Source organism: Butyricimonas sp., from assembly GCF_019423355.1.
Taxonomy (GTDB): domain Bacteria; phylum Bacteroidota; class Bacteroidia; order Bacteroidales; family Marinifilaceae; genus Butyricimonas; species Butyricimonas faecihominis.
Genome location: NZ_JAHZBP010000002.1, coordinates 569198 through 577627 on the forward strand (window position 1 = coordinate 569198; position 8430 = coordinate 577627).

Annotated in this window: 7 protein-coding genes; 2 read left to right on the forward strand and 5 right to left on the reverse strand. The window is 43.3% G+C overall.

Going from position 1 to position 8430, the window contains the following annotated elements:
• Positions 1 to 128: 128 nt before the first annotated feature.
• From QVC79_RS05055 to mazG, 3 genes are all read right to left on the reverse strand, one after another.
• Entirely contained in the window at positions 129 to 3359 is a 3231-nt protein-coding gene (locus QVC79_RS05055) for an FAD-dependent oxidoreductase (protein WP_270593423.1), read from the reverse strand.
• Between the two features lie 110 nt (positions 3360 to 3469).
• Entirely contained in the window at positions 3470 to 3820 is a 351-nt protein-coding gene (locus QVC79_RS05060) for a hypothetical protein (protein WP_270593422.1), read from the reverse strand.
• 99 nt (positions 3821 to 3919) lie between these two features.
• Positions 3920 to 4711, reverse strand: a complete 792-nt coding sequence (gene mazG, locus QVC79_RS05065) for a nucleoside triphosphate pyrophosphohydrolase (protein ID WP_118301910.1) — start codon at positions 4709 to 4711, stop codon at positions 3920 to 3922.
• A 103-nt stretch (positions 4712 to 4814) separates the two neighbouring features.
• On the opposite strand from mazG, the gene QVC79_RS05070 reads away from it, so the two are divergent.
• Positions 4815 to 5762 (forward strand): PhoH family protein, encoded by a 948-nt coding sequence (locus QVC79_RS05070; protein ID WP_124318110.1) that lies wholly within the window; start codon positions 4815 to 4817, stop codon positions 5760 to 5762.
• Between the two features lie 21 nt (positions 5763 to 5783).
• Complete coding sequence (locus QVC79_RS05075; protein WP_270593420.1) at positions 5784 to 6731, forward strand: phosphoribosylaminoimidazolesuccinocarboxamide synthase; 948 nt, start codon at positions 5784 to 5786, stop codon at positions 6729 to 6731.
• Positions 6732 to 6779: 48 nt separating this feature from the next.
• Here QVC79_RS05075 and QVC79_RS05080 read toward each other — a convergent pair whose 3' ends face one another.
• On the reverse strand, positions 6780 to 7256 hold the full coding sequence (locus QVC79_RS05080) for a low molecular weight protein-tyrosine-phosphatase (protein WP_087422090.1): 477 nt from the start codon (positions 7254 to 7256) through the stop codon (positions 6780 to 6782).
• 70 nt (positions 7257 to 7326) lie between these two features.
• A complete protein-coding gene (gene ftsY, locus QVC79_RS05085) occupies positions 7327 to 8277 on the reverse strand; it encodes a signal recognition particle-docking protein FtsY (protein ID WP_027203074.1) in 951 nt (316 codons plus the stop codon).
• Positions 8278 to 8430 lie beyond the last annotated feature (153 nt).

Here is an 8430-nt window from a genome sequence, read left to right on the forward strand (position 1 = left end):
AATTTTGTGACAAAGATAGAGAAATTAAGTGATTTATGATTTATGATTCGGTGATTAAATCATTCCCACCACCTACAAGAATGCAGGAAGGTGGGAATCACAAAATCATTCAATCGTAAATCTCGATATCACTTAAAGGCTTTTTCCGACAATCCCGGTCCGTTCAACTTCAACTGATCAAAATACTCCGGCACCGGACGGCCCATCAATTTATCAACATACATTTTAGCCAAGTATTGCGATAACATGAAACCATGCCCCCGCATACCGACAAACAGACCTAATTCGGGATCAACGATATAGCGAGGCTCCGTGTAATACCCGGACCACGTGGCCTGTATGCTGACACCAGCCAATTCAGGCATCCAATCCACGAAGAATTCACTGATAATCTCCATAAACTCCTTCGTATTCAAAATCAGATTTTTATCCGTCCGTAACGCATCCACCCGCGGGGATGCACAACCGATAATTTGCCCCGTGTGGACTAATTGTTGCCCATAGACAGCGGAGAATCCTTTATATTCCTGCCGATCGATCAGCATATCCAGACTATCCCCGTTCTTCCCTAGCATGGGCAAACGACGAGTGATAAATGCCTGATGGCGTACCGGGTACAATCCCGCGTGAATCCCCAATCCCTCGCATATCTTTCCGGCCCCGGCCCCCAAGGCATTCACGAATATCTCCGTGCGGAATTCCACGTATTTCTTATCATGAGTCAACACCAAGATACTGTATGTTGATCCCTCTTTCATCACTTCCAACACCTTGCAATCTTCCACAATTCGCCCCCCAGCCGAAATACCCATGTTACGAATCAAATCGACCACTTTACCGGGGGTTGCCTGCCAGCAATCATTGGTAATCAAAGCCCCCAAGTAACGTTTGGATTTCGTGCTGAAATAAGGAGAAATCTCTTTCTGAAAATTCTTCGGGTCAACCATATAGGCATCCGACCATGCACGACTTGCGTTCAAGGCATTGAACGTGGGTTCATCATGAGCCAGATTAATATAGCGCGTCGTCTTGTAATCAATATTCGATATTTTCTGTAACTCTTTAAATATAGCATGATTATGCTCCGCAATCTCGGCCAGCTCCGGTAAAGAGAATGCAGTACGCCCTCCCCCGATATTTCTCCATGAGGAACCTCTATCCGCATTCACCAGCACGGGATTCAAACCAGAATCTGCCATATAGCGGAATAATGCACTTCCGGCAATACCACCTCCGGCAATCAACGCCCCTACCTCTATCTTCTTGAAATCCGATCGATTAGCCACACGATGCTCATCACCTCGCTTTGGCGGGTACAATTCACCTAGATTCAACTGGTTAGACAGGGGCGCTCTCGGTGTAGCATCACCCACGATCTCAATCCCTTTAGCTCGTAAAGCTGTTTTCAACCGAGGAATACAACGTTTCCCCCGGCAAGGTCCCATTCCCAAGCGAGTGGTATGTTTTATCTCGTCTATCGAAATAAAGGTACGATCACCCACGACTTTCAAAACATCGTCCAAAGTAACATCATCACAATGGCAAATAAACGTGGCTCCCGGTTGATCCTTCAACAACGGTTCCAAATCTAGCGGTTGCGGGTAATTCTCCTTCACCACGAAACCTCTCACCTTCACCAAATCTTCCCCGTGAACATCCAAGGCTTTCACCCGGGCTATATTCGTTTTATTCGGCTTGTGTAGAACTTTCTCGATAATCCCCTCTCCCAATCTCTCACCATAATTATTCACCAAGTAAACCACTTCTTTCTCCTTTACCTCGTATTCTATCGGCAGGAACAAGTTATCTTTTCGTAAATCATAACCGAAAATGGCCAATCCCGGACATTGATAGACACACTCCATACACCCGATACATTTATCGTAATCCACGTGAGGTACGGTAGAAGTCGAACTTTTCGTTATCGCCCCGTGAGGGCAGGCAAAAGAACAAGGATTACATGCAAAACCATACAAACAATCCATTTGCACGAATCCTCGTTTGTGCATACGTTCCGTCTCCGGCAAACAGGGTGTTTCCAGAATCCGAACCGGATGTTGTTGTGAATCAATATACTCTTTGGAAACCACCAAGTAATCATCATAACTCACCCTAGCCCCCAAATCCATCAATATCTCAATCGCCGTCTGTTTTCCACGCAACACGGCACTCGTTCCCTCTCCAATTCTCACGGCATCTCCCGCAGCATAACAATGCTCTCCAAAGACGGCCTTTCCTTTCATCAACAATTGATTGTCCGGTATCAACCCTGTACATATATTTATGACATCTATGCCATTCAATATTCTTTCCGTACCCGGAATCGGTTTGAAATTCTCACATTCGGCAATAACAGCCCCCGTGATTCCCGTGTGATCAGCATTCGGGATCGCTTTCAACAGCACGTGGGACGTCATGATCGGTATCGCCAAACGGCGCACCCGGTTTGCTTGCACGGGGAAACCACCTTCTTTGGGCATCCCCTCAATAATCGCCTTCACGTGGGCCCCCGCTTGCATCAACTGGTAAGAAGTCAAGTAACCGATATTTCCGGCTCCCACGGTCAGTACATTTTTCCCCAACAGCGTAAGTTCGTTATTCATCATTTTCTGGACGACAGCTGCCGTATATACCCCGGGTAAATCATCGTTTTCGAAAGCCGGCATAAACGGAACAGCCCCCGTGGCCACGACCAGATAATCGGCATCCACGAAAAACACGGTATCCGTTTCCAAGTTCTTCACGGCCACTCGTTTCCCCTCCAATATATCCCAAACCGTAGAGTTCAGATAAATACCTTCCATATTCTCCCCCGCCAATGTTTTGGCAATATCAAATCCGCGCATACCCCCGAAACGTTTTTCTTTCTCGAAAAAGAAGAACTGGTGGGTTTGCATATTAAACTGACCGCCAATCTTATCATTATTATCAATCACGATATTATCTATACCATACTTTTCAAATTCCTCCCGCACAGCTAATCCGGCTGGTCCTGCCCCCACGATCACCACCGTGGTACGAAGTACTTTCCGTGTATCAATCCGGTGTTCGGCATGTTGTTCGGCCATTTCCCCCTGGGCGAACTCCCGTACCTCTTTCACACCATCCACTTTTGTCACGCAAATACGCCGGACTTTACCATCCACCAACATCTCACAAGCCCCACATTTCCCGATGCCACAGGCTAGAGAACGTCCCCGGCCATCCAGACTGTGACTATGCACGGGGTACCCGGCCTGATGCAAGGCTGCTGCGATGGTAAAACCTTTTTCTCCTTCGATTTTCTTACCGTTAAAAGTGAACACCACTTTATCTCGTTTCGGAACATCCAGAATCGGATGCGAATTAATCTTCGACATAAGTTATTGTTTTATTAGTTAGGTTATTAGATTCTTTTGCAATATAACCGATCCGAGACAAAAAAAAGCTGACAAAAGTCAGCTTTTCAAATTTATCTATTTTTTAACATTTAATTCTTTTCTCTCGTGAATGTGAATTTTCCCTCGATTCCCTGTCCATCCTTACTCACACCAACGATCGTATCGACATCAACCAAGATACCAAACCAACTATCCAACTCGTACTCGATCTCGTGTTCGGAATGAATAATATCAAACTCTTCGGCATCCAATTTCACCTTATGTTCTTCAAGCCTCCCCACTAAAAATTCCTGCAACATATATCCTTCCTCTCCCTCAAGCTTATCCGTAAAAATAATCCGCCCAGACAAATCATTCCCCTCTTGTTTCAAGAACAACTCACCCTCGGCTACCCCGTAGCCATAATCCTCTTTATATTTCCATTTACCTGTTAAATCCACCTTGCTAATTTTAAATCCGATTAATTTTGTGATTTAGTGATTTCCAATTAAGTGATTATAGAATCTTCCAGTTATCAAATCGACTATCACGGAATCTTCTCAAGCTTTTTCCATCGCTTTTGCCTCGTTCCAATACTCGTCCATTTCCTCCAAGGTCATATCCGAAAGGTTACGCTCTGTTTCGTGAGCTTTCTTTTCCACGTACGAAAAACGACGAATAAATTTCTTGTTGGATTTCTCCAAAGCATCTTCCGGATTTATACCGTATAGTCGCGCCGCGTTAATCATGGCAAACATGAAATCACCGAATTCTTCTTCCATACGCTCCTGATCCTTCCGGGCTACCTCGACTTCCAATTCACCCAACTCCTCCCGTACCTTTTGCCACACGTCCTCTTTCTGTTTCCAGTCGAACCCGACTCCCCTCACCTTATCTTGAATCCGGTATGCTTTCACTAAAGCCGGAAGAGCATCCGGGACACCTTCCAAAACTTTATTATGACGGCCCTTCTCTTTCAACTTCAATTGCTCCCAGTTACGCAACACGTCATTCTCATCCTCGACCTTCACCTCCCCGTAAATATGCGGGTGACGATAGCGCAACTTGGCACAGATCTCGTTCAAAACATCCGTCATGTCAAATTGCTCCTGTTCCTTCCCGATCAAAGCATAAAACACGATATGCATAAGCAAATCTCCCAGCTCCTTTTTCACCTCCTGCATATCATTTTTCAGAATTGCATCTCCCAGCTCATAAACCTCCTCCACCGATAACGTCCGCAAAGACTCCATCGTCTGTTTATGATCCCAAGGACACTTTTCCCTCAAGGTTTCCATTATATCCAACAGCTCGGCAAAAGCTTCTTTTTGTTTCGTAAAATCTTTCTCCATAACAAACTCTACTCTCGTGAAAAATTTTCAATTTCCAACTTTCAATTTTCAATTGTTTTCCCTACTTTGCACCTGCAAAAATAAGGCTTTTATTTTAAGTTTCATGATAGAGAGAAGAATAAGTATTGGAAACATTGATCCTATTGACTTTTACGGCATTAACAACGCAAAATTCATTACTTTAAAAGAATTTTTCCCGAAATTGAAGATCACCGCTAGGGGCGATGAAATCATTATTCAGGGAGAAGAAAGCGACATTGATGTCCTTGTTGCCAAAATTAATGCCCTTTTGGAACATTACAATAAATATAACATGCTCACGATCGCCAATCTGAAAAGAATTATTCTGGAAGACGAGATCGTGGAAGACCCCGAGGACCCGGCCTCAATTATTGTTTTCGGGAATAACGGGAAAATTATACGAGCCAGAACGACAAATCAACGTAAACTCGTTGATCTGGCCAAAACAAACGACTTGCTTTTTGCCACGGGTCCGGCCGGCTCCGGTAAAACCTACACGGCAATTGCTCTTGCGGTAAAAGCATTACGCAATAAAGAGGTCAAACGGATCATTCTCAGCCGTCCGGCAGTAGAGGCAGGTGAAAGTCTTGGATTCCTACCCGGGGACATGAAAGAGAAAGTTGATCCCTATTTGCAACCCTTGTACGATGCTCTTTCTGACATGATTCCCTCGAAAAAATTAAGCGAATATCTCGAAACGGAAATCATTCAGATTGCCCCTTTAGCATACATGAGGGGACGTACACTCAATGATGCATTCGTGATTCTCGATGAAGCACAGAACACGACAAAAAATCAGTTAAAAATGTTCCTAACCCGTATGGGTGTCAACGCTAAATTCGTGATCACCGGGGATATGAGCCAAATAGACCTTCCCAAACGAAGTGATTCCGGATTGATTCATGCCTTCAAATTACTGCATCATATAAAAGGAATTGCATTTGTCGAATTCGACAACAGTGACATCGTTCGCCACAGGTTGGTGAAAGAGATTGTTAACGCTTACAACAACGAAGAAAAAACTAAATAACGGATCTTTAAAGCAAATAACATGGAAGCGATTGTAAAAACAAATTTCAAATTCCCGGGACAGAAAGATGAATACGTCGGTAAAGTACGTGACGTGTATAACATCAATGACGAATACCTCGTTATGTTGGTATCCGACAGAATTTCCGCTTTCGACGTGGTACTCCCGAAAGGAATACCTTACAAAGGACAAATATTGAATCAAATTGCCGCTAAATTCCTAGATGCAACGTCAGACATCGTTCCGAACTGGAAAATAGCAACACCCGATCCGATGGTGACCGTTGGTCACAAATGCGAACCGTTCAAAGTAGAAATGGTTATTCGCGGTTACTTGGCCGGAAGTGCATGGAGAGAATACAAATCAGGAAAGAGAACCCTTTGCGGTTTACCTTTGCCGGAAGGAATGGTTGAAAACCAGAAATTCCCGACACCTCTTGTAACTCCTACCACCAAAGCTATGGAAGGACACGATGAAAATATCTCTAAAGAAGAAATCATCTCGTCCGGACTGGTTAGTAAAGAAGATTACGAGGCCATCGAAAAATACACTCTTGCCCTATTCCAAAGAGGAACAGAGATTGCAGCCCAAATGGGATTAATTCTAGTAGACACGAAATACGAATTCGGTAAAAAAGATGGAAAAATCTATTTGATCGACGAAATCCATACCCCGGATTCTTCCCGTTACTTCTATGCCGACGGTTACGAAGAACGCCTTGCAAAAGGAGAAAGACAGCGTCAACTATCCAAAGAATTCGTTCGCGAATGGTTAATGGAAAATGGATTCCAAGGAAAAGAAGGGCAAACTGTTCCGGAAATGACTCCGGAAGTGGTAGCCAACATCACGAATCGTTATATCGAATTATACGAACATATCACGGGAACAAAGTTCGAAAAAGCCGACAGCACGAACATTCTTGCCCGCATCGAGAACAATGTAAATGAATGCTTGGCTAGCCTAAAATAAATAGTCAAAACTTTCCAATAAAGCTCATAAGGAATTTTCCTATGAGCTTTATTTATTTTCTAGCTGATCCAACAGACCTTCAACAGCATCTTCCAGTAAGTCCAAGACTAATTCGAATCCGGAATCCCCGCCATAATAAGGATCGGGAACGCTATCCCGATAGGAAAAACGCTGGCAGAAATCAGTCATCTTGAATATTTTATTCTTTTCTTCCTCGGATGTAGCCATTCTTTGCAGATCACGGATATTCTGGTCATCCATACCGATAATCATGTCAAAATCAGAAAAATCTGCATCCGGATAAAATTTCCGGGATAAACTGGTCAGATCATATCCTCTTCTTATCGCGTGACTTTGCATCCGACGATCCGCCGGATCACCGGAATGATAACCACTAATCCCTGCAGAATCAATATAATATTGTTCCTCCAATCCCCGATCTTTCACGTAATATTTCATAATTGCCTCGGCACTCGGGGAGCGGCATATATTACCCAAACATATAAACAGAATTCTTTTCTTCATAACTAAACATTAAAAAACGGTTATCATGACCTTGTTTGCCATAATAACCGCTCTCAAAAATTATGTTCTATTAATTGAATAAAGAGTCTACAAACTCTTCACGATTGAATACTTGCAAATCATCAATTTTTTCACCGATACCAATGTATTTCACGGGAATTTTGAATTGATCAGAGATACCAATTACAACGCCACCTTTTGCCGTTCCGTCCAATTTTGTAATCGCCAAAGCATTTACTTCCGTAGCCAAGGTAAATTGTTTTGCTTGTTCGTAAGCATTTTGCCCGGTAGAACCGTCAAGTACTAACAAAATTTCATGTGGGGCATCCGGAATCACTTTTTGCATGACCTTCTTGATTTTCGTCAATTCGTTCATCAAGTTTATCTTATTGTGTAAACGTCCCGCCGTGTCAATAAGCACCACATCTGCATTCTCCGCTTTCGCTTTACTCAGCGTATCAAAAGCCACAGAAGCCGGATCTGCCCCCATACCCTGTTTTACGATCGGTACCCCTACTCGTTCCGCCCAGATTACCAACTGATCTACCGCAGCAGCTCTAAAGGTATCTGCAGCCCCTAAAACAACAGATTTTCCAGCATCTTTAAATTTGTGAGCCAATTTACCAATTGTCGTTGTCTTACCCACTCCATTCACACCGACTACCATGATCACATAAGGGCCATGTCCTTCCGGTAAACTCAAAGCATCGTAATCCGTTGAATTATTCTCTTTCAACAAATCAACAATCTCTTCTTTCAATACCCGGTTTAATTCATCCGTACCCACATATTTATCCCGCTGTACTCTTTCTTCGATTCGTTCAATGATACGAAGAGTTGTATCAACTCCCACATCCGAAGAAATCAACACTTCTTCCAAGTTATCCAAAACCTCGTCATCAACCTTGGATTTACCAACAATTGCCCGAGAGAGTTTCTTGAATACACTTTCTTTCGTCTTTTCTAAACCTTTATCAAGGCTTTCCTTTTTCTTTTTATTAAATAGACCGAATAATGCCATTTCCACATAAATTGATTCAGAACGCTAAGGTAGGTAAAACAATTGAAAATTGAAAATGAAGAATTGAAAATGAAAGAAAATAAAAAAGAGCGAGTCACTTGAACTCGCCCTCTCTTCTAAATTCGGCATCGACCTACTCTCCCACCTATCGGC

Excerpts from the sequence above, each read along its gene's own strand:
- QVC79_RS05070 (WP_124318110.1), top strand. The coding sequence starts at position 4,815 with ATGATAGAGAGAAGAATAAGTATTGGAAACATTGATCCTATTGACTTT.
- ftsY (WP_027203074.1), bottom strand. The coding sequence starts at position 8,277 with ATGGCATTATTCGGTCTATTTAATAAAAAGAAAAAGGAAAGCCTTGAT.
- QVC79_RS05055 (WP_270593423.1), bottom strand. The coding sequence starts at position 3,359 with ATGTCGAAGATTAATTCGCATCCGATTCTGGATGTTCCGAAACGAGAT.
- mazG (WP_118301910.1), bottom strand. The coding sequence starts at position 4,711 with ATGGAGAAAGATTTTACGAAACAAAAAGAAGCTTTTGCCGAGCTGTTG.
- QVC79_RS05080 (WP_087422090.1), bottom strand. The coding sequence starts at position 7,256 with ATGAAGAAAAGAATTCTGTTTATATGTTTGGGTAATATATGCCGCTCC.
- QVC79_RS05075 (WP_270593420.1), top strand. The coding sequence starts at position 5,784 with ATGGAAGCGATTGTAAAAACAAATTTCAAATTCCCGGGACAGAAAGAT.